The organism is Ornithinibacillus salinisoli (assembly GCF_042684965.1).
In the GTDB taxonomy this organism is placed as follows: domain Bacteria; phylum Bacillota; class Bacilli; order Bacillales; family Amphibacillaceae; genus Ornithinibacillus; species Ornithinibacillus salinisoli.
Genome location: NZ_JBHUMI010000003.1, coordinates 45,153 through 66,344, shown reverse-complemented (window position 1 = coordinate 66,344; position 21,192 = coordinate 45,153). Strand labels below are relative to the sequence as shown.

Sequence of the window (21,192 nt, the reverse complement as noted above, 5' to 3'; positions counted from 1 at the left end):
TACACAATTATTGTAGTGAAGCCTTTTTATATGCCAACACTAACACCTCATTTGTGTTTTACAAATTATTTTGCAGTGAATCATCCTCGTTCTTCACTAGTTATTGTGAACGGAATTGATCTTTCTATACACAACTTATTAAAAAAATGTCGAGATTCGTATGACAGTTTATTTTGGCTTTATGTCCTAAAAGTGATAAAATTTTAATCAAGTGAACAAATCTAGGGGGAGAACTCGTGGAACCTTTGTTACGTATTGATAATTTAGTTGGGGGTTACACCCATAAAAATGTGTTACATGGAATTTCTTTTGATGTCCATCCGAAAGAAATTGTCGGTTTAATTGGTCTCAATGGAGCAGGTAAAAGTACAACGATTAAACATATTATTGGTTTAATGCAAGCAAAGAAAGGTTCGGTTTCTATAAACGGTAAAACGTTTCCGGAAAATCCAAATGAATACCGGAATCAGTTAGCTTATATACCAGAAATGCCTATTCTTTATGATGAATTAACACTTTATGAACACCTTCAATTAACCGCAATGGCTTATGATATTCCTGAAGATGTTTTTGAAAAACGATTAGAACTGTTATTGAAAGAATTTCGTATGGAAAAGAAACTAAAATGGTTTCCTGTTCATTTCTCCAAAGGAATGCGCCAAAAAGTGATGATTATGTGTGCCTTTTTAATCGAACCACCACTTTATATTGTGGACGAGCCTTTTGTCGGTTTAGATCCATTAGGAATTCAATCGTATTTACAGTTGATGGAGGAAATGAAGCATAATGGTTCAGGTATTTTGATGTCCACACATATTTTAGCAACTGCTGAAAGATATTGTGATCGTTTTGTCATTTTGCATGAAGGAGAAATAAGAGCGCTAGGCACGTTAAATGAATTACGTGATCAATTTAATATGCCGAACGCCACTTTGGATGATCTCTATGTGCAATTAACAAAGGAAGATAACCATGTTTAATTCACATGATTTTTTCAAAAAAAGATTTTCTGCACATTTAAAGGAGACAAGTAGGTATCTACGCTATATATTTAATGGGCATATTGCTGTAGCAACCCTTTTTCTTATATCAGCTTTAGCTTATTATTACCAGCAATGGCTTGCTCAACTGCCAGAAAACTTCCCTACGAATTGGGTAATTGCAATTGCATTCGGTCTCCTAATTAGCTATAGCCCAGTACGTACTTTACTTAAAGAGCCTGATTTAGTATTCCTTATAACGGCGGAACATCGAATGGGATCTTATTTTCGAAATGCATTAATCTACAGTTTCGTTATTCAGCTATATTTGATATTACTTGCTGTAGCAGCATTAGGACCATTATATTTTGAAACGTATTCTGATCGTGATGGATCTACTTATTTATTTACACTGCTGGTAGTTCTGATTTTTAAACTTTGGAATTTAATTGCCAATTGGTGGATGCTAAAGGTACGAGATACAAGTATTCGATATGTGGATCAAGTAGCGAGATTACTTTTAAATATTGCCGTTTTCTATTTTCTTGTTAACGGAGAGATATTAATAGCAGGAATAACAACGGTTCTCTTTATCATTGTATTCCTCTATGACCTGAACTTATCCAGAAAACAATCAGGTCTTGCTTGGGAACTTTTAGTGGAAAAAGATCAAAATAGAATGCAAACATTTTATCGGATTGCCAATATGTTTACAGATGTACCTCATCTGAAAAATCGGATCAAAAGTCGCCACTGGCTTGTATCTGTTCTTCGTAAGCGAATTCCATTTGCGAAGAAACATACGTATGATTATTTATATCGAATAACGTTTATTCGTGGTGGTGATTATGTTGGTATGTATGTTCGATTGATAGTAATTGGCGGCTTGTTTATTTATTTCGTTCCAAATATGTGGATGAAGATTATCTTTGCATTATTATTTCTATATATGAGTAGCTTTCAAATGATGACGTTGTATCAACACCATCGAACGGTCATGTGGATCGATATCTATCCTGTAGATTTGGAAGTACGGAAAAAAGCATTAACTACTTGGCTATTACAGCTCACCATGATCCAAACGGTACTATTTTCACTTGTTTTCTTGTTTTTACAGGAATACACTGGATTTCTCTTCGCTTTAGTAGGAGGATTCATTTTTAGCTATTTGTTTATTAACGGATATGTGAAGCAAAAATTAGCATAACTAAAAAAGGCATTCCAAAGCTTTTAGACTTTGCGAATGCCTTTATTGTATTATTTTTCTTGAAATGCGAAATAGGTGTCAATCAATGTTTTTGCTGCAATTGGTAATGCACGTTCATCAATATCAAATTTAGGGTGATGGTGTGGATATGGATTACCTTCTTTATTCGCACCTGTAAAGAAGTATGCACCAGGTCTTTCCATCGTATAATAAGCAAAATCTTCTCCACCCATTACAGGTATGACCTCCTCACGGGTATGGATTTCTTTTATATTCTCACTAGCTTTTAATACAAGTTCGGCTTCTTCTGCATGATTTATTAATGGCGGGTAGCCTTTTTCATAATCAAATGTATACGTTACCCCATTAGCAACACAAGTACCTTCTATGATTTTCTCCATTTCCTGAATGACCAGTTCTTGTATCTCTGGTTTTAAATAACGGACCGTACCTAGTAATGTCGCCGTATCCGCAATAATATTGAATGCTGTACCAGCTTCAAATTTCCCAATCGTAACAACCGCAGTTTCCAGTGGATCAATACGTCTACTTACAATTTGCTGTAACTGGGAAACAAGTTGAGATCCTATCACAATTGAATCTTTAGTTTCATGAGGATATGCCCCGTGCCCACCTTGTCCTTGGACCGTTATTCGGAAACGATCTGTTCCTGCCATGAAAACATCCTTTGATGTTTGTAGGACACCTAGAGGAGTTGTCGCCCAGAGGTGCGTACCAAAAACAGCGTCAACGTTATCCAATGCACCATCTTCAATCATTGGTTTTGCCCCACCTGGAGCATATTCTTCTGCATGCTGATGTAAGAATACAATTGTTCCAGAAAGCTCATCTTGAAAGTTTTTCATCACTTTTGCAAGCGTAAGCAAAGTAGCGGTGTGGCCATCATGTCCACAAGCATGCATAACCCCGTCCACTTTTGATTTATAGGCAACTTCCTTCTCATCTTGGATAGGTAGACCATCAAAATCGGCGCGTAATGCAATAGTTTTTCCAGGTTTTCCACCTTTTAAGGTTGCTACAACCCCGTTACCTCCGACATTTGATCGATATGGTATACCTATTTTTTCATAAAAATCTGCAATATATTTTGCTGTTTTATATTCTTGAAAGCTTAATTCTGGATACTGGTGTAAATATCTCCGAATTTCAACCATTTCAGGATAATGTTCATCAATGGATTGATGAATACGATTTAACAAGTTAGCTTCCCCCTTATTGGTTATTTTCTAACTAGTATAACATTAATTAAATATAAGTGTGTGTTCAAAAAGGAGGATGAAAAGGACTGAGAAGTTCGAGGCAGCGCAGAAACAAGCCAACGAATAATTTCGATGTGTCATTTTTACCAGACTTTTTGAACATCCTCTATAAATAAGGGGATAAATAACTATGCCAATCTAGGGTCCTCCAGTAATCGTTCGATCTCTTCTTTATGATGTGTTTCATCTGAAATCAAGTCTTCTAGTTTAACTACTAATTCTGTTAATCCTAATGTACCTGCTTGTTGTTTTCTTATCTCATATCGTTGTATTGTATTTGTTTCTGATTGTAATGTAGCTAGTAACAAATCCTTTACATTTGTTGGTTGTGGAACGACTGCAGTCATTGTTGTAGGTGTACCTCCAAGTGATTTAATTTTTTCGGATAAATACAGTGCATGCCCAAGTTCATCGGAAATTTCACTTTCAAAAAATGGTTTTAGTGCAGAGCGATACAGTCCTGAAACGACAGAAGCACTATATGTGTATTGAATGACTGCTCCATATTCGTGACGTAGGTCTTCGTTTAATCCATCTATTAGATTCTGTAATTCCTTATCCATTAAAATCCCTGCCTTTTAAAGAGTTATAATTCTATCATTCTATTCCCAAATATAGTTTTTTTGAAACTAATTTTAAGGTATGATATATAAAAGAAGGTATTTTCAAAAATTTCATGATTTATAATAGTAAAAGTTTTAAATTAGGAGGAAATGAATGAAAAAGCGGCATTATATTATTTTATTTTTATTTCTCATCGTTGTCACCACAATAGGAGCCTGGATTGTAAAAATTGGTAGAGGAGAGTTGCCTTATGTTGACCAATGGACAAGAGGGGCAGTTGATTCCTTCCCGGATACATTTATTTACTCATTTTTTCGTGGTGTGACAAATTTAGGTTCGGAAGCATTCATGTATCCATTTACATTCATCTCAGCGATTGTCTTGTGGTGGCTATTTCGTCACTGGTTACCTGCATTGGTGCTTGCTGGAGGAACCTTTTTAAGTCATTTGATCAATAAATTTATAAAGACGTTGGTAAATCGAGACAGACCAAGCATTTTAGTAGAAGCTAATGCAGAGGGTTATAGTTTCCCATCTGGACATGCAATGATTACGCTAGTATGTTACGGGCTTTTGGCATATTTTATTACGAAAAGAATGAAGTCCCAAAAAGCAATTGTTATCGTCCAAGCTGTCTTTGCATTGCTCATCTTTTTAATTGGAATTAGTAGGTATTTTATTAATGTACACTATTTAACGGACATTGTTGCTGGCTTTTTTATTGGCTTCTTTTGTTTTATTGGGCTTATATATAGCTATGAGTTCATCCAAAGACGTAAATCTCAGTCTTGAGTCGGAGAAGAAAGCATTCTGAGGTTGGTTACCCCTTCGTGAAGAATTTCTTAAGATAAAAGTAAGTTAAAACACGGAGGGAGTAATGAAGATGGATTCAGTAGTAAAGCAAGAGGAATTAAAAGTTCCTATCTTTAAGAATCGTAACTTTGTTTTGTTATTAATAAGTGCATTTTTTTCTTCACCGGGATATTACGTTTATTTAATTGGTGCAGAATGGTTGATGCTTTCTATAAATGATAATCGCTTTTATTTTGGAATGTTATTTTTTGCTGCATCTATCCCGAGGTTATTACTATTAACAACCGGCGGGATGATAGCAGATCGGTTTAATAAACGAACTATATTATTTTGTTCCGATCTTTCACGTGCTATTTTAATCGCAATTCTACTCAGCTTTATATGGATGGATTCTATCACGGCTATTCATTTAATTATTTTAGCAGCATGTTTTGGAATCTCTGATGCTTTTAGTTATCCGGCAATGAATGCATTAACGCCAGTACTGCTAAAAAACGAGCAATTACAACGTGGTAATTCTTTTATGCAAATGACCACCCAAATTAGTCCAATTTTAGGTCCGGCACTAGGTGGAACGTTAATTGCGCTATTAGGTTTTAAAGGAGTATTTACTGTAGCATTACTTATGTTACTTATTGCATCGTTTGCTGTAATTTTTATTCGATTGGATGAGGAGAAGTCTGTTTCCGATAAGCCTTCACCATGGGAGGATTTTAAAGAGGGTTGGAATTATGCGAGAAAAAATGAGTTAGTCGTGTCGATTGTTGTTATGGCATTCTTTTTAAATTTTTTCTTTGCAGGTCCGTTAGCAATTGGATTACCAATCATGGTAAAAGATGTTTTTCAAGGTGATGCCGTTAGTTTAGCTACCGTACAAACGTCCCTTGGAATTGGAGCACTAATTGGGGCGATTGTGCTAGCATCCATTAAGCTAAAAAAACCTGGGATTGTTATGATCGGGAGTTTAGTTTTCCTAGGTGTGATATATACAATAACAGGTTTCTCTTCCCAATTATTTATAACGGCAGGTCTTGTAGCACTAATGACTTTTACAACTCAGTTCGTTAATATACCGTTAATAACAATGCTGCAGCAAACAACTGAAAAAAAGATGCTTGGTCGGATGATGAGTTTTTTAATGACCGTCTCAACTGGATTTGTTCCTGTATCTTTTGTTGTTACATCAACACTTATTGCATTTGGGATTAGTATACAGACTATTATTGTTGTCAGTGGAGTAATCATTACCCTTATTGCGATTTACAACATACGAAATAAAAAAATTCTAGGATTTAAAAATGAATAGGGGGAAAAAGTTCATGCGTTATATTATTGCAACTGTATTCATCACTTTAGGAGTATTGCTCGTATTAGAGAATATAGGGATAGCTGAATTCAATATGGGGAATGCTTGGCTTTATATTTATCCGACCATCTTTGTCGTACTAGGTGTTAAATGGATGGTAGACCGAATTCGCCATAGGGGAGGAAGTTGGGTATTTGGATCATTTTTCTTCATCTTTGGATCGTTGTTACTGCTTGATCGTTTTGATGTTATTGCCTTTGCATTTAAAAATGTATTCAAACTCTGGCCGTTATTAATCGTTTATTTCGGGTTTATGTTCATTAATCGTTCCAAAGGTCCAGTAGTTGTCGTTGAAAAAAATGGGAAGCAGGTAAATGGAAAACATCACAAAGGATCCTATTTTTCAGTTGGAAGTCATGAATATAACGAACCAAATTGGAAAGTTGAACCAATGAATTTAAGCAATTTAGCAGGAGATTTTTATTTAGATTTTTCCAAAGCTTACATTCCAGAAAAAGAAATCCCAATATCAATTTCCACGCTTGCTGGGGATGTACACATTTTAATTCCTGAAAATGTAGAGTTTCGCGTTTATGCTTCGGTAAAAGCTGGTGAAATTGATGTTGTTGGGCAAAGCGTAGATGGGATTAATCGAAATTTCTCCTTTGAGACAGCGAACTATCAAATGGCGACACGAAAATTAGACCTAACATTGAAATTAAAAGCAGGATCTGTTCGAGTGGATTATGTATAGGGGGATGAATGTAATGAAACGATTTGCAAGTATTCGCTATAGGTACATTTTTTCCCATTTTCATGCTGTGTTTCTAACAACAATAACGTTATTGTCTATATTATTAACCATTTATGTTTTGTTTCACCCTGCATGGTTAACCTCGGAAGGTATTTTTTTGTTTATCCTATTATACTTGGTATTATCTTGTATTTTTTCAATATATATAGGTTTTAAGTCGAGCGGGGATTTGAAAGAGAGATTGGATTATATTTCTGTTTTAATTACACAGTTTGCAAATGGCAACTATACTTCTAGTATTCATTTTAAGGATGCATATGAATTATCACGTATAGGCAATGAGTTAAATGATTTAGGTAAGAAGCTACAAAGCCAAGTGAAATCCTTGCAACGAATGGCGGATGAAAAAGGGGAGCTTGCAAAAACGGCTCATAAGTCCGCGGTCATTGAAGAAAGACAACGATTGGCAAGGGATCTACACGATGCAGTCAGTCAACAGCTCTTTGCTTTAACGATGATGTCTGAAGCCGCAGTCAAACAGCTGGAAACTAATCCAGAACTTGCGAAGGAACAGATGAGGGATGTTGCAGCAGCATCACTTCAAGCCCAAACCGAGATGCGAGCATTACTCTTGCATTTACGACCTGTTCATTTATCTGGAGATCCATTGCCAAAGGGAATCCATAAATTAATAAATGAGTTAAAACAAAAAAGCCAAATTGATTTTGAAATAACGATTGATGAAGACCTAGTTCTTTCAGAGACGAAAGAGGAGCATATCTTCCGTATCATACAAGAATCGTTATCCAATATTCTACGTCATGCACAAGCAACAGAAGTTACATTAAATGTGTCTAAACGGTCTAACGAATTATTCCTACATATTCGTGACAATGGGAAGGGTTTTGATCTTTCCAGTGATGCAGAGCGAAAAACATCTTATGGATTAAAAACGATGAAAGAACGTAGCGAGGAGCTAGGTGGTACGTTTACAATCCGCTCAAATGTTAATGAAGGAACATATATTGATATACGAATACCTTGTTAATAAATTGGAGGTTTTTAAATGATAAGAGTTATCGTAGTAGATGATCACGATATCGTCCGTAAGGGAATTATTTCTTACTTACAGACTGATGAAAATATTGATGTAGTAGGGCAGGCTTCTAGTGGAATGGAGGGGGCAAAGCTAATCATTCAAGAAAAACCAGATGTTGTGCTAATGGATTTAATGATGGAGAATGGAACTGGAATCGATGCTACAAAGCTCGTAATGAAAGATTACCCAACCTGTAAAATTATTATTCTAACAAGCTATTATGACGATGAACAGGTCTTTCCAGCATTAGAAGCAGGTGCCTTCAGTTATATTTTAAAAACCTCTTCCGCATCGGAAATCGTAACAGCTATTAAGAAGGCAGCACAGGGAGAAAATGTAATTGAACCTAAAGTTGCAACAAAAATGATGTCTAGTTTCCGGACGGAACAAAAAAAGGCACATGATGAACTAACCGAAAGAGAGTTCGAAGTTTTATTATGTATTGGCAATGGAATGACCAATCAAGAGATAAGCGAAAAATTGTTTATTGGAATCAAAACCGTTAAGACACATGTTAGCAATATTTTATCAAAGTTAGAAGTTCATGATCGAACACAAGCAGCAGTATATGTACATCGTAATCAACTACTTAAACAGGAAGAATAATGGGATTTATTTTCATAGGGTCTTCGGAATATGTAGTAGAATACCTTCTCAATTTTTACATAATATTCAATATATAAATCGGACTACTAGGTGAAATGTTAGTTCAAACATCTAATAGAGTAAGTTAGATATTCGGATTATCGTTTGGAAAACCATTAAAAGTAATCCTCTGTAACGAATGGATTCGGCTAGTTAAAGAAAAATGTTTAACTTTATAATAGCAATAAAAAAGAAATATTTCTTAAGCTGATTTGTTACACTCAGAGTATTGTGAAAGGAGATGGAAGCATGAGTAAAGTGATTTTGGATATTTCAATGTCACTCGACGGTTTTATCGCTGGTTCAAATGATAATCAGAAGCAACCTCTTGGAGATGGCGGCCAAACCATTCAGAGCTGGTTGTTTAGTGGTGATCAACCAAGTCGTTATAATGAATTTTTCAAGTTATCTAGCACAAATAGAAAAGTTTTTGATGATCCTATTCCAAAAACAGGTGCTATGATAGTAGGTAGAAAAACGTTTGATATTGTAAACGGATGGGGAGGTAGCCATCCGATTCGTGATGTTCCAATTTTTGTGGTGACCCATAAGGCACCAGAAACTTATCTTGAAAATAACACCAGTTTTACGTTTGTTACCGATGGAATAGAAAGTGCTATTCAGCAGGCGAAAGAAGCCGCAAACGGTAAAAATGTAAGCATCGGAACAGCCAGTATTGCGCAACAGTGTATAAGAGCAAAACTAATTGATGAAATGCATCTTCACGTATCACCAACCCTACTAGGTAACGGAATTCGCTTGTTCGATCAAATTGGAACTGAGCATATCAAATTAGAAAGCGAAAAGGTTGTAGACGGTTCTGATGTCATACATCTTAAGTATAGACTCTTATACTAAAAAGCTTCTGTCTACTTGGCTAGTTGATACTCCCAAAGAGTAAATAACATACATTATCAACGATTAATTAAGAAGGAAAATTAATCAATCATTGAAAAGGGCTAATGGGTCACATTTCTATACTTACTTAGTCAATGGAGGAGAGCTTCATATGGAAACAAAGAGTAATATTGTTGCTTTATCAGGGAGTATTCGAAAAAACTCATCCACCCAAAAAGTACTTAATAATCTAAAAAACTTCATGCCCAACAGTGTTGAATATGAAATATATAATGGTATAGAAAACCTTCCGCATTTTAATCCAGAATTAGACAATCACCAACCACCAGTAGAGGTGCAAGTATATAGAGAATTGCTTTCAAGAGCAGATGGGGTCATTATCTGTACACCCGAATATATAAAGGGTGTGCCTGGTGTCTTGAAAAATGCTTTAGAATGGTTGGTGTCGTCTGCTGAACTTTACACGAAACCTGTAGCGGTTATTACAGCTTCAGGTAATGGGGAAAATGCTCATCAAGCACTACAACTCAATTTAAGTATGTTAAATGCGAATGTATTCGATGGTGCAGCATTGTTAATTTCAGGAGCAAACAGTAAATTGAACGAAGACGGGGAATTTGTAAAAAATGAGGTCAATTCCTTACTAAAGTTATTAATATCTAAATTGATCCAAGAAGTTAATAAGAAAGATTCTTTATGAGAATCAGTATTTTAGATAAATAAACCTTAAAGAATACTCTTGTCATAATAGTTTGATAGAGTGTGAAAAAATAACTGAGGGAATACCCCTCAGTTATTTTTTGAGAATGGAGATAAAATTATTTAATTTATCTAATGTGATGATATTTTGGTTACATGTTTGACTATCTTTACAAATGTAATTTCCTCTATTTGTATATGTTTCTTTACCAGATTTCACATTTGACATGAACAAACCAACATCTTCATAACTATTACATAGTGAACAAATGCCTTGTATACTTTCCGTAAAAGTTCCTTGAATCCCTATTAACCTATCCTGATAATCAAAAATAAGATACTTTCTTTCGGATCGTATATCATACCAGCCAATATAAGACAATTCTTTAAAATCCATTTTATCAAGAGGAGGTACCTTCAATTTCTTCGCTTTCGGAAATAATTTTTGAATTTTTTTGTCGGTAATTTCCTTAAATGGAATCACGTATGTCTTTACATCGGTTAGAAACTCCTCTGCTACAGCGGATTCCTCTATCTCTATTATTTTATGAAAAATATCCTTTTTGTTTTCATGTGAATCAGGAAAGAGATTCATTACTTTATCAAATGCACTATATTTTAATGCATGAAGAACATTATTATCTTTAACTGTTGTGTGTGCATGAACAAGATTGTTTACCTGAAACTTAATAAAGTTGTATTGGTCACTTCTTATGAAAAGCTCATCGTTCTGTAGTGTATTTCTTTTATTATCCATTTCTGTCAGCTCCTTATTAGTAAAAAAATGATGGTGAATAAGGGCGCAAAACCATATTATCAGAAATAGATATTATAGGCGATTAGTCTATCGTCCACCTCATACAAAGTATCGCCTTTCTAATAATAGGCTTTGCATGAGACGTTACAAATTCTGGCGGATGAATATTTCTTTTCGCCATTGTTTATCACCTCCTAACAGACCTACTAGTAGTATACAACAAAACGAATTAATTTTTATTTATTAGCTACTAAAATTTGTTTATAATAATTTATGAAACCGATAAACATTAAAATGGAACCAACCTCAGTGAGTAGTTCGAACTGGACATAGGTTCCGTTATTTCTAAGATATAGTAGTATTTTAGGATTATCCGGACATCTATTCCTTTAATCCCCAAAAAGAACTTGTTTTCCTACAATTCTAGTTAAATAGCGTATCAGATGTCCGCATGTTTACATTAAATGGGATTATTATGAATATAACGTACGCAATGTCCGCCAATTACCGTGATGGAGATGAGTAGGGATCACCAAACAATCTAGTTCTTGATTTTGAAGAAGAAGTTATTACGTTGGCCCCATAAAGGAAACCGGTAATCTATGACGAAGCCTCTTTTTTGTTTTTTTATTGTTTGCCTTGTATAATCAAAATATATTTAGAGGGGAGTTATCCTTAATGCATAATTCAAAAGTGAATGAAAATATATTATTGGGGATATGGACGATTACTTTTGTGGCAACAGCAGGTAGCTTGTTCTACTCTGAAGTGATGGGATACATTCCGTGTGAATTATGTTGGTATCAACGAATTCTAATGTACCCATTAGTAATCATATATGGTGTAGCTATTTGGAAGAAAAATATGAACCTAGCGTTACCTGGACTAATATTAAGCGGAATAGGAATGTTCGTTTCTACCTATCATTATTTTGTACAGAAACTACCAGCCTTGGAAGAAACAGGTGGTGCGTGCGGATTAGTACCGTGTAACCTTGAGTACGTGAACTACTTCGGATTTATAACAATTCCATTTCAAGCTGGTATAGCATTCATTATAATTTTTGTCCTACATTTAGTATTGCTTAAACAAAATAGGAGGTAATATGTCATGCAAAAGAAAATGTTAGCTATTATTGGAGTTATTATCATTTTATTTGTCGCACTTTTTTTCGTAATTAACTATAAAAATGATCAAGCTATTAATAAAAGTGATAATCCATATGGTACAACAGACTTAGAACAACCAACAATAGATCAATTAGATAACCCTCATTATGGCAATCAAATTTTACCTGATGAGCTAGATGAAAAGATTCAAAACGGAGAAGCAGTTACTGTCTATTTTTATAGTCCTACTTGTGTGTATTGCCAAAATACAACACCATATCTTGTCCCTTTAACAGAGGATTTAGATGTAGATATGAAGAAATTGAATTTATTAGAATTCCCTTCAGAAGGGAATAAATATGGTATTGAATCAACCCCAACACTTGTTCATTTTGACAATGGTGAAATTGTAGCAAGTATTGTGGGACAGCGTACGGAAGAAGAATTCACCGCATTTTTTAATGAATTTGTTTTAGAATAAGAGTAAGAAGCTAACTAGACAATTAACTAGTTAGCTTCTTTTATTACTCGTCCTTTTTCATATAATATGTTGTTAGGAATGGTCGGTCTGCGAAGTAGGCAGGTGGTTTTGTTGGTGATTCATCATGCGATTTCTTAAAGCTGTCCGAGTTTTTCCAGTTATCATAATCTGTTTCGGATTTCCATTGCGTTAACACAACATACACATTACCTGTCATTGGTTTCAATAAGCGAAATGCTTGAAAACCAGGCATGTTATCAATTTCATGTTTTCTATTTTTAAAACGATCTTCAAATACAGGTCTACCTTCTTCTGTTACAGGGATATTGTTCATCGCAACAAATCCTTCTTCCTGTAAATCACCTTTCTGAACAAGTACTTCGTATGTTCTTCCTGCAGCAAACACTTTTTTATTTGTGCCCTCGTAATACGCCAGACTTCCTCCACCACTTGACATAATATGTATGGTCATTTGAGGATGTTTGGTAGCTAGTTTGGCTAAAAAGTCGCCCGTTCCATTCGTCATATATGCTTTCATAGTAACAACCCCTTCTCTTTTAATCGTACCCTATTTTTCCTATTCATAGTCAAATTAAATGCCTTTTAAACTAAAATAGATTATAATAATTATTAAGTGCTAAAAATTATTATTACTTTATGGTTGTAGAAAAATGTCGTATACTAGAATAGTAACCTTGTATATCATTTTTAGCAGAGGTGAATAGATGAATAATTTATTTAAGAATAAATTAGCCTCCATACCATCATTTGTAAAAATACCTGTTGCTGTATTTATTATTATCTTACTATTAGGTATGCTTGGCTATGCATTCATTTTATTTGGTGGAAGACTTGTAGTGGATGAAGAAAACCTTATTCTTGATGCATCAACGACAATTGAAACCAAAGATGGGGAAATTATAGGGACATTATACCATGAAAATCGTAGACCGATAGCTATTGAGGAAATACCTGAGCATGTTTTACAAGCTTTTGTTGCGATAGAAGATAAACGATTTTATGATCATGCCGGAGTGGACTTTCGATCAGTAGTCCGTGCTGTTTACCGGGATGTTATTGCAATGGGAAAGGTAGAAGGTGCTAGCACGATTACGCAACAAGTAGCTAAGAACTTATTTTTATATAATGATAAAACATGGATGCGTAAAACGAAAGAAGTCATGGCATCCATCTATTTGGAGCGCAATTTCTCAAAAAACAGCTTACTAGAATTATATGTTAATAGTATTTACTTCGGTCATGGTGTCTATGGAATAGAAGCGGCGTCCCAGGAGTATTTTTCCAAATCGGCAAGTGAATTGACCATTTCAGAGGGTGCTTTATTAGCGGGAATAGTTAAAGCGCCGAATGGTTATTCACCAATCAAACATCCGGGTAAGGCATTAGAACGAAGAAACCTAGTTTTACAAGCAATGGAAGAGGCTGAAATGCTCACTACAGAAAATCGTCTTCAAGAGCAGGGGAAAACAATCGGTTTAAACATCCAAGAGAGTAAGGAAAAACCTTGGATAGACAGCTATATGGATTTAGTTATGAAAGAAGCTGCTGAACTTCATCAATTATCTATAGATGAAATGAAACGTGGTGGTTATCGAATTATCGTGAATATTGACGAAACGATCCAACAAATAGCCTATGAACAATTTCAAAATGAACAATATTTCCCAGGAAATACAAATGGTGTCGAAGGTGCTTATGTCATGATGAATCACAGCACTGGTGAAATTGTTGCAGCAATTGCTGGTAGAGATTATTCTTTGGGTGATTTGAATCGTATTACAGTTAAAAGGCAACCAGGTTCTACCATTAAACCAATTGCCGTATACGGTCCGGCAATGATGCAGGAGCAATACCATGCATATTCACTTATACCTGACCAATTAATAGACCATAATGGTTATAAAGCGACAAATGCTGATGGGAAATATGATGGCATAGTTTCCATATACGAGGCAATTATGCAATCGAAAAATACTTCAGCTGTATGGTTGCTGGACCAAATTGGAATTTCCTATGCAAAAGACTATCTTGAAAAAATGAATATTTCTATTCCTGATGATGGATTAGCTTTATCATTAGGTGGATTACGTGAGGGGATTACACCGCTTGAGATGATGGAAGCATATAGTTCTTTTGTGAATCATGGTAAAACGGTAACTTCTTCAACGATAAGCCGAATTTATGATAACGATCAGGAATTGATTTATCAGATGTCAAAGCAAGAAACAGAAGTTTTTTCACCACAGGTTGCTTGGGATATGACGCAAATATTGGCCAGCACTGTTCAAGATGGTACAGCTACATCTGGATACTATCCTAATGCATTAGCTGGGAAAACTGGAACAACCCAGCATCCCTATGTTAATGGTAATAAGGATGCATGGTTTGTTGGATATACTCCTGAATATGTTAGTGCGCTTTGGATGGGCTATGATGTCTCTGATAAAGACCATTATTTAACGGGAGGAAGTAATTATCCAACTGAATTAACGAAACAAATATTATCAAAGGTGGATAATAGAAAGTCATTAACGAAACAATTTAAGATACCGGAAAATGTAAGAGAATTACCAAAACCGATAAAGCTACCACAAATAGCCAATATAGAAGCGGAAATTACGTTTGGTGGCTTATCTCTTGTTAAGGGGAAATTAACATGGACAGGTTCGGATGATGACCGTGTTGTATACCGGGTCTACAAAGATACACCAGGCGTGGATGAACGTGTTGGCGAAGTAACAGGAGAATCCGAGTTTTTCGTTAATAACATCCAATTACTTCAATCCGATTCCTATTATGTGGTGCCATATGATCCGTTAACAATGCTAGAAGGTGACCGCTCTGAAAAGGTTGAATTAGCATTTAATAGGAAGGAGAAGTTAGGTGAGTTCTAATGTGAGGAATTCATCTGTTAAACGGAGTTATTTATTCTGATGTATTAACTCTATTACAGTAAAATTAGTCAAATTCATGACAATAGGTCTCGTATGCTATACACTAGCGCTGTAAACCGATATAGTAGAAGAGGAAAAAAATAGGTATAGAAAAAGTAATGGACAGCATTGGAAAAGGGTGAAGAAGATGACTAGAAAGATGAATGATACAATAATTAGAGCGTATAACGGTGAGCGTGTGGACTATACACCTGCTTGGTTTATGCGTCAAGCTGGAAGGTCACAAGAGGAGTATAGAAAGTTAAAGGAAAAATATTCATTATTTGAAATTACACAACAACCGGAACTTTGTGCTTACGTCACACGCTTACCTGTTGAAGATTATGATGTAGACGCAGCGATTTTGTACAAAGATATTATGTCACCACTACCAGCACTTGGCGTTGACGTTGATATTAAAACAGGAATTGGTCCGGTTATAAGTAACCCAATTAAAAACATGCAAGATGTAGAAAGACTAGGTAAAATTAACCCAAGTGAAGATGTTCCATATGTGTTGGAAACTATACGATTACTAACAGAGGAGCAGCTTTCTGTTCCGTTAATTGGATTTAGTGGTGCACCATTCACACTAGCAAGTTATATGATCGAGGGCGGACCTTCGAAAAACTATGGAAAAGTGAAATCATTTATGTATCGCGAAACAGATGCATGGTTTGCTTTAATGGATAAGCTCGGTGATATGGTTATTACATATGTGAAAGCCCAAATCAATTCCGGTGCTAAAGCAATTCAAATTTTTGATTCGTGGGTTGGGGCATTAAATGCACGTGACTATCGCATATATATAAAACCAATTATGACGCGTATTTTTTCTGAATTACAAAATGAAGGAGTTCCATTAGTGATGTTCGGAGTAGGTGCTAGTCATTTACTTCTAGAGTGGAATGATCTTCCAGTTAATGTAATTGGCTTGGATTGGCGTACATCAATTTCAGAGGCACGTGAATTAGGTGTGACAAAAGTGCTGCAAGGTAATTTAGATCCAGCAATATTACTATCTGACTGGGATACGATTGAAGCACGTACGAAAGAAATACTTGATCAGTCTAGAGCTGATGGCAGACATGTATTTAATTTAGGTCATGGTGTAACACCAGATATTAATCCAGAAACATTAAAGAAGCTGACTAATTTAATACATTCCTATTCCAAACGTTAGATCGTAGGAAATTAGCATTTTATTGGAGAGGTGTTTTCAAAATGGAAAGAAAAAAAATTGGACTACTAGTAATGGCTTATGGAACGCCATACAAGGAAGAAGATATTGAACCGTATTACACACATATTCGTCACGGTAGAAAACCATCACCAGAAGCATTGCAGGATCTAAAAGATCGTTATCAAGCAATTGGTGGTATTTCGCCATTAGCTAAAATTACCGAACAACAAGCAGAGGCAATTGAATCTCAACTTAACAGTTCTCAAGAACAATTTGAATTTAAAGTGTACATTGGCTTAAAACATATCACACCGTTTATAGAAGATGCGGTAGAAAAAATGGCAAACGATGGAATAAAAGAGGCTATTTCCCTTGTTTTAGCACCACATTATTCAACGTTTAGTGTGAAATCTTACAATAGTCGCGCACAAGAAGAAGCAGCTAAATATGGTCTTACGATTCGTTCTGTTGAAAGCTGGTATGATGAACCAGGATTTATCAAATATTGGGCAGATCACATTGAACAAGAATATGCTAAGATGTCGGACGAAGAACGTGAAAAAGCCGTATTAGTCGTTTCAGCACATAGCTTACCGGAAAGAATATTACAATATGGTGATCCATATCCAGAACAATTAGCCGAAACGGCAAAACTTATTTCTGAGGCTACAGGTATTGAAAACTACGAAATTGGATGGCAAAGCGAAGGAAACACGCCAGACCCTTGGTTAGGTCCAGATGTCCAAGATTTAACTCGTGAATTATATGACCAAAAAGGGTACCGTGCATTTGTCTATGCACCAGTTGGATTTATTGCAGATCACCTAGAAGTCTTATATGACAATGATTATGAATGTAAAGTCGTATGTGATGAATTAGGTGTTAGCTATTATCGCCCAGAAATGCCTAACGTGCATCCACAATTTATTGAAACATTAGCTAGTGTTGTACTAAAAAAAGTAAAGCGTGATGCGTAATGTCTACTAAGAAAACGATAGTAATAGTAGGTGGCGGGATAACTGGATTATCTGCCGCTTACTATTTACAAAAGGAAATAAAAGCAAATGACTTGCCCTATGAAGTGAAATTAGTGGAGGCAAGTAACCGTCTTGGTGGGAAAATTAAAACGATCCGAAAAAATGGATTCACGATTGAGCAAGGTCCGGATTCCTTTCTTTCTCGAAAAAAACCTGCTGTTAAATTGGCAGAAGAAGTAGGGCTTGGCGATCAACTTATTCGTAATGGTACAGGGCAATCGTACATTTTAGTGAATAATAAATTGCACAAAATGCCAAGTGGTGCTTTTATGGGAATACCTACTCAAGTACGTCCATTTTTATTTTCGGGAATATTTTCTTTAAAAGGAAAATTTAGAGCAGGGTTTGATTTTCTTTTACCAAAAGGAAAACCAGTTAATGATCAATCACTTGGTGCGTTTTTCCGTCATCGATTTGGCGATGAGTTAGTTGAAAATTTAATTGAACCGTTGTTGTCTGGTATTTATGCAGGTGATATAGATGACATGAGTTTAATGTCGACTTTTCCGAACTTTTATAATCTGGAACAAGAGCATCGTAGCTTAGTAAAAGGGTTACAAAAAACGATGCCAAAGTCTAAAAAATCAACAGGAAAAAAGCCAGGGATGTTTTTTTCATTTGCTGATGGACTAGAAACTTTAGTAGAAAAAGTAATAGAAAATCTAGATGATGTTTCGATTCATACAGGTGCTTCAGTAGATCATATTGAGAAAAAAGAGTTTGGTTATCATTTATTATTAAGCAATGGAGACGTGCTTAAAGCAGATGCAGTGATCATGGCCACACCTCATCATGCTATACCAAAAATGTTTAGTAAATATGAGTTTTTAAAGACATTTAATGAGATGCCTGCAACTTCAGTGGCAAATGTTGCGTTAGCATTTGATGAATCTGCAATTAAGAAAGATATTGACGGAACAGGATTTGTAGTATCACGAAATAATGATTACCGAATAACTGCTTGCACATGGACACATAAAAAATGGCCAAAAACAACCCCAGAAGGAAAAGCATTGGTACGCTGTTACGTTGGTAGACCAAGTGATCAATCTGTCGTAGATCTATCCGATGAAGAAATTATTGATATTGTACTAACAGATTTAAATAAAACAATGAACATTACAGCGAAGCCTGAATTCAGTGTCGTTACACGCTGGAAAAATGCGATGCCACAATATACCGTAGGACATCAAGAGCGAATTGCTAACATCCGAAAAGAAGCTAGTACGCAATTGCCTGGAGTATTTTTAACGGGATGCTCATTTGAAGGAATTGGAGTGCCGGACTGTATTGAACAAGGTGAGAAAGCTGTAAGCGATGTATTGGGATTCTTAAAGGATAGTTGATTTTGGACTAGTTTCAGCGGAGGTGCTGATACTAGTCTTTTTTGGTGAGCGTTGCAGATAAAGAAGAAGATCCCAAGCTCACTTGGGATCTTCTTCTTATCTATAACAATTATTCGTAACTTTTCTCTAATTCATCAACTAGTGAGCCAACGAAGGCAACAGCTTCTTTAATTGCATCCGTTTTAGACATATCAACACCTGCTTTTTTGATTAGGTCAAGTGGTTTTAAGGTACCACCAGATTTCAGAACTTCTAACCAATTGTCTGCTGCAGGTTTTCCTTCTGTTTGGATTTTTTGTGCAACTGCTGTAGAAACAGTTAATCCAGCAGAATACGTGTATGGATATAACCCCATGTAATAATGTGGTTGGCGCATCCATGTTAACCCTGAATTTTCATCAAATGTAACAGTGTCACCCCAGAAGTTTTCTAGTGCTTCACGTTTTTGCTGAGTTAATACATTTGCTGTTAAAGGTGTACCAGCTTCTGCTAAGTCATAAACACGACGTTGGTATTCACCCTCTAGTAAGTGTGTAACAAAGTTGTGGTAATACGTTCCTAGTAGTTGTGTGATTACCCAACGCTTCATCCGTTTGTCGTCTGTTTTATTCAATAAGTGATTTGCTAGTAGCAACTCATTTATTGTAGATGGTGCCTCAACAAAATATGTGGATGGGCGGGTGTTTACTAGTTCTTGATTTTTCCCTGCTAGATAGAAGTGACCAGCATGTCCCAGTTCGTGTGCTAGTACGAATGCACCACGCATGGTATCTGTCCATGTAATTAAGATATACGGATGCACACCATATGGGCTAGAGCAGAATGCACCAGTTTGTTTACCGACATTATCCGCTAAATCAACCCAGCGATCATTTAACCCTTTTTGCATAATTTCACTGTATTCGGGTCCCATTACTTCAAGTGCTTCGAGAATCACAGATTTTGCTTCCTCATAAGTTGTTTTTGGATTGAACTCTGGATCTAATGGGGCTTTTAAATCTGCATAGTGTAGTTCGTCTAATCCTAGTTTTTCCTGCTTCAATTTTGCATATCTGCGCATATGTGGTGCAAGTTCTTCTTGTATCACATCAAGCTGGTTGTGATACATTTCCTTTGTAACCTGTTGTGAAGAAAGAAGCATGTCTGTAACAGAATCATAGTTACGTAAACGAGACATCGTTACTTGTTTCGTTACTTCAGTAGCATATGTTGCTGCATAAGTGTTTTTATACTGATTTAATGTTTTAGTAAATGAATCATAAGCATCGCGACGAATTCTAGAATTTGTTTCTAGTTCATAGCGATCCTCGTATAATGCTGCTGACATTGGTAATTCATTACCTTCTTCATCTTCAATAGAGTCAAAGACCATATCAGATGACTTACTACGACCATAAATCATATAAGGTGCACCATGTACCTCGCTCAGTGCGGCTAAGGTTTCTTCTATTTCTGGTGCTAGTGTATAAGGTTTTTCTTCTAACGTATCAGCAAGCATTTTTTTATACGTTTGTAATTCTTCTTTTTCAGTTAGAAATTGCTCAACTTGTTCGGTTGTTAGAGTCAATAGCTCAGATTGAACAAAAGATAATTTTGCACCAATACTAGCCATAGCAGAGGATACCTTTGCCGAATCACGTTGATTGTTTGGGTCACTTCCGTCTGCACTAGAACGTAAGCTAGCATATGTACCTACTCGAACTAAGCGTTTTCGAAAGGTTTCTAACGCTGAAAGACCGTTTAATAGAGTGGTAGAGTCATTTACTAATTTCCCTTTATATTGTGTCACTTCCGTTACATCAGCTTGTACAGCTTTTAATTCCTCTTCCCAAGCCTGATCTGATGGGAATAAGTCTGTTAAATCCCATGTTTCGTGGGCAGGTACTTCTGAACGCTGTAGGCGTTTTGCTTTTGTAGTCGTCATTTTCAAATCCCCTCTCTTAATAAAAAAAGTATTTCGGTACTCTAAGTATTATAATATAAATTTAACTAGAATGATATGATTTTTCAGTATTTTTATGAAAAATATCTACAAAAAAATACAGCTATAGATAGTATAGCTGTAAAAATGGAAGGGACTATATTTGTTATATTACAGTAGAATTAGAGTGTTACTTATT

The 21,192-nt window shown here is 35.7% G+C and carries 20 protein-coding genes; 15 read left to right on the top strand and 5 right to left on the bottom strand.

Annotated elements, in window-relative coordinates; translation table 11 throughout:
* Window positions 1-236 precede the first annotated feature (236 nt).
* Complete coding sequence (locus ACFSTA_RS00415; RefSeq protein ID WP_377554364.1) at window positions 237-980, top strand: ABC transporter ATP-binding protein; 744 nt, start codon at window positions 237-239, stop codon at window positions 978-980.
* Window positions 973-2,187, top strand: a complete 1,215-nt coding sequence (locus ACFSTA_RS00410) for an ABC transporter permease (protein ID WP_377554363.1) — start codon at window positions 973-975, stop codon at window positions 2,185-2,187. Before ACFSTA_RS00415 ends, ACFSTA_RS00410 begins: the two co-directional genes overlap by 8 nt.
* Window positions 2,188-2,237: 50 nt before the next feature.
* Here the strand turns inward: ACFSTA_RS00410 and ACFSTA_RS00405 are convergent, their stop codons facing one another.
* Complete coding sequence (locus tag ACFSTA_RS00405; RefSeq protein ID WP_377554361.1) at window positions 2,238-3,407, bottom strand: M20 metallopeptidase family protein; 1,170 nt, start codon at window positions 3,405-3,407, stop codon at window positions 2,238-2,240.
* Between the two features lie 188 nt (window positions 3,408-3,595).
* Complete coding sequence (locus ACFSTA_RS00400) at window positions 3,596-4,030, bottom strand: ferritin-like domain-containing protein (protein ID WP_377554359.1); 435 nt, start codon at window positions 4,028-4,030, stop codon at window positions 3,596-3,598.
* 154 nt (window positions 4,031-4,184) lie between these two features.
* Here ACFSTA_RS00400 and ACFSTA_RS00395 point away from each other — a divergent pair, with 154 nt between their 5' ends.
* From ACFSTA_RS00395 to ACFSTA_RS00365, 7 genes are all read left to right on the top strand, one after another.
* Window positions 4,185-4,823: a phosphatase PAP2 family protein gene (locus tag ACFSTA_RS00395; RefSeq protein WP_377554357.1), complete on the top strand. Its 639-nt coding sequence runs from the start codon at window positions 4,185-4,187 to the stop codon at window positions 4,821-4,823.
* 91 nt (window positions 4,824-4,914) lie between these two features.
* Window positions 4,915-6,150 carry an MFS transporter gene (locus ACFSTA_RS00390; RefSeq protein WP_377554355.1) on the top strand — a complete coding sequence of 412 codons (1,236 nt, stop codon included), beginning with the start codon at window positions 4,915-4,917 and terminating at the stop codon, window positions 6,148-6,150.
* 13 nt (window positions 6,151-6,163) lie between these two features.
* Complete coding sequence (gene liaF, locus ACFSTA_RS00385) at window positions 6,164-6,904, top strand: cell wall-active antibiotics response protein LiaF (RefSeq protein WP_377554354.1); 741 nt, start codon at window positions 6,164-6,166, stop codon at window positions 6,902-6,904.
* A 13-nt stretch (window positions 6,905-6,917) separates the two neighbouring features.
* Window positions 6,918-7,952 carry a sensor histidine kinase gene (locus tag ACFSTA_RS00380; RefSeq protein WP_377554352.1) on the top strand — a complete coding sequence of 345 codons (1,035 nt, stop codon included), beginning with the start codon at window positions 6,918-6,920 and terminating at the stop codon, window positions 7,950-7,952.
* Window positions 7,953-7,970: 18 nt separating this feature from the next.
* Window positions 7,971-8,609, top strand: a complete 639-nt coding sequence (locus tag ACFSTA_RS00375; protein WP_377554350.1) for a response regulator transcription factor — start codon at window positions 7,971-7,973, stop codon at window positions 8,607-8,609.
* Window positions 8,610-8,897: 288 nt separating this feature from the next.
* Window positions 8,898-9,506, top strand: a complete 609-nt coding sequence (locus ACFSTA_RS00370; RefSeq protein WP_377554348.1) for a dihydrofolate reductase family protein — start codon at window positions 8,898-8,900, stop codon at window positions 9,504-9,506.
* A 151-nt stretch (window positions 9,507-9,657) separates the two neighbouring features.
* Entirely contained in the window at window positions 9,658-10,206 is a 549-nt protein-coding gene (locus ACFSTA_RS00365; protein ID WP_377554346.1) for an NADPH-dependent FMN reductase, read from the top strand.
* Between the two features lie 93 nt (window positions 10,207-10,299).
* On the opposite strand, the gene ACFSTA_RS00360 is transcribed toward ACFSTA_RS00365, so the two are convergent.
* Window positions 10,300-10,962, bottom strand: a complete 663-nt coding sequence (locus tag ACFSTA_RS00360) for a FusB/FusC family EF-G-binding protein (RefSeq protein ID WP_377554344.1) — start codon at window positions 10,960-10,962, stop codon at window positions 10,300-10,302.
* A gap of 678 nt (window positions 10,963-11,640) precedes the next feature.
* On the opposite strand from ACFSTA_RS00360, the gene ACFSTA_RS00355 reads away from it, so the two are divergent.
* Window positions 11,641-12,066 carry a disulfide oxidoreductase gene (locus ACFSTA_RS00355; RefSeq protein WP_377554342.1) on the top strand — a complete coding sequence of 142 codons (426 nt, stop codon included), beginning with the start codon at window positions 11,641-11,643 and terminating at the stop codon, window positions 12,064-12,066.
* A 6-nt stretch (window positions 12,067-12,072) separates the two neighbouring features.
* The gene (locus ACFSTA_RS00350) at window positions 12,073-12,552 is read left to right on the top strand and encodes a thioredoxin family protein (protein WP_377554340.1); all 480 of its coding nucleotides are present in this window, start codon (window positions 12,073-12,075) and stop codon (window positions 12,550-12,552) included.
* A gap of 43 nt (window positions 12,553-12,595) precedes the next feature.
* Here ACFSTA_RS00350 and ACFSTA_RS00345 read toward each other — a convergent pair whose 3' ends face one another.
* A complete protein-coding gene (locus ACFSTA_RS00345; RefSeq protein WP_377554338.1) occupies window positions 12,596-13,090 on the bottom strand; it encodes an antibiotic biosynthesis monooxygenase family protein in 495 nt (164 codons plus the stop codon).
* A 187-nt stretch (window positions 13,091-13,277) separates the two neighbouring features.
* Between ACFSTA_RS00345 and ACFSTA_RS00340 the strand changes: the two genes are divergently transcribed.
* The 4 genes from ACFSTA_RS00340 to hemY all read left to right on the top strand — a co-directional run bounded on the left by ACFSTA_RS00340 (window position 13,278) and on the right by hemY (window position 19,072).
* Window positions 13,278-15,467, top strand: a complete 2,190-nt coding sequence (locus tag ACFSTA_RS00340; RefSeq protein WP_377554337.1) for a transglycosylase domain-containing protein — start codon at window positions 13,278-13,280, stop codon at window positions 15,465-15,467.
* A 187-nt stretch (window positions 15,468-15,654) separates the two neighbouring features.
* Complete coding sequence (gene hemE, locus ACFSTA_RS00335; protein ID WP_377554335.1) at window positions 15,655-16,689, top strand: uroporphyrinogen decarboxylase; 1,035 nt, start codon at window positions 15,655-15,657, stop codon at window positions 16,687-16,689.
* Window positions 16,690-16,730: 41 nt separating this feature from the next.
* On the top strand, window positions 16,731-17,666 hold the full coding sequence (hemH, locus tag ACFSTA_RS00330; RefSeq protein ID WP_377554333.1) for a ferrochelatase: 936 nt from the start codon (window positions 16,731-16,733) through the stop codon (window positions 17,664-17,666).
* The gene (gene hemY / locus ACFSTA_RS00325; protein WP_377554331.1) at window positions 17,666-19,072 is read left to right on the top strand and encodes a protoporphyrinogen oxidase; all 1,407 of its coding nucleotides are present in this window, start codon (window positions 17,666-17,668) and stop codon (window positions 19,070-19,072) included. Before hemH ends, hemY begins: the two co-directional genes overlap by 1 nt.
* Window positions 19,073-19,181: 109 nt before the next feature.
* Here the strand turns inward: hemY and pepF are convergent, their stop codons facing one another.
* Window positions 19,182-20,996, bottom strand: a complete 1,815-nt coding sequence (pepF, locus tag ACFSTA_RS00320) for an oligoendopeptidase F (RefSeq protein WP_377554329.1) — start codon at window positions 20,994-20,996, stop codon at window positions 19,182-19,184.
* Window positions 20,997-21,192: the final 196 nt, after the last annotated feature.